At 59.0% G+C, this 1,289-nt stretch carries 1 protein-coding gene; it reads right to left on the reverse strand.

Going from position 1 to position 1,289, the window contains the following annotated elements:
• Nucleotides 1–406: 406 nt before the first annotated feature.
• Nucleotides 407–832, reverse strand: a complete 426-nt coding sequence (locus EP26_RS34445) for a response regulator (RefSeq protein ID WP_084113207.1) — start codon at nucleotides 830–832, stop codon at nucleotides 407–409.
• Between the last annotated feature and the right edge of the window lie 457 nt (nucleotides 833–1,289).

Here is a 1,289-nt window from a genome sequence, read left to right on the forward strand (position 1 = left end):
CCGCCATCCGAGGTCAGCCGCCCGCCATCGAAGGCGGCGACCACTTTCTTGCGGCCGATCGCTGGAAAGCCGAAGGCTCGGTCGCATTGTCATCCGTGGCGGGTGTGGCAGGGCCTGGCGGTGCTGCGGGTTGGTCTCGACACCCGAGTTCGTAAACGCAATCAGCAGCTTACGCCACGTCCGCCAGCCTCCCCGCAGACCCGTGGTGAATAAAAACGGCTAGTGTCGCCTCAGCCGTGTGCCCAGGACTATGAGCCTGTCGCGGTCAGTCTCATCGGCCACCGGAGCAGCCAGGCCCGGTTATCGAGGCTATGGTGAACGGGTTTGCGGCTCGTCCATATTCACCACCCTGAAGCCGGTCGCAGCCGGCATCGCTGTACCGACGGATCATGCTCTCGACAGCCCCCTATTCGCTGCTGCAGCCCGGCAACCAATGATCCCCAAACTCGGCCTGGTGGATCGCCGTCCAGGCTGCCGGAACAAGCGCATCCAAATGGTCGGGCTTGTGGAGACGAGCGATGGGTGTTCCTAATCCATGAAGGCTGGCTTGCGGGGCATCTGCATGAAAGCCAGTGACAACGACGACTGGTAGCTGCGGTCTGGTACGGCGAAAAAATCGGATGATATGCTGTCCGGCAAGTTCACCATTCAAGAACAAATCAACAATAAGAATAGTGAGACTATGCGCATCGTACTGCATTGCCTCCTGTTTAGTGGCAGCCAGGACCACATCAAACCCTGACTGTAGAAGAACATCTTCCATAGAAAGAGCTACCAAAGCTTCATCTTCGACAATAAGGGCCAACGGCTTCGGCGCCACATTGTTGGACATCGTTGTATTCCAAAGAAACAACCGATCACCTCGGCTTGGTGTTGTTTTACAGGTTTCCGTGAGCACAATCGCGCTAGTTGCGCCTCATTCTGGCGAGCCCGGCTGAAATCTGCGGCTACCAACAGGCGCCCCCCGCGCCGCGGCACCGGCCCTGTTGCTCAAGGCGGAAGACCTTTCACGCCCTGGCGTGGTAGATTTCTCACAGCCCCTGCTGGTAGCCCAGCAGGATCCCTGCCGACAGGGATTGCAGTCCCTCTGAGGTGCGGACCTATTAGGTTATTCTGTTGCAGCACCGCCCGACAATGTGACCGCCTCGTGGTACAGTCGGTACGATTCCGCCAAACACGTCGGAGAAGGGCGTTCGGTAGCGTCTACGGAGGTGGTGGAAAATCCGGCCTTGGCTGGGGTGTAGAGTTGGGGTGGCCATCGGACCTGGCGGCTAGGGTGGAGTTGCGAC

This window comes from Belnapia moabensis DSM 16746 (assembly GCF_000745835.1).
GTDB classification, from domain to species: Bacteria; Pseudomonadota; Alphaproteobacteria; order Acetobacterales; family Acetobacteraceae; genus Belnapia; species Belnapia moabensis.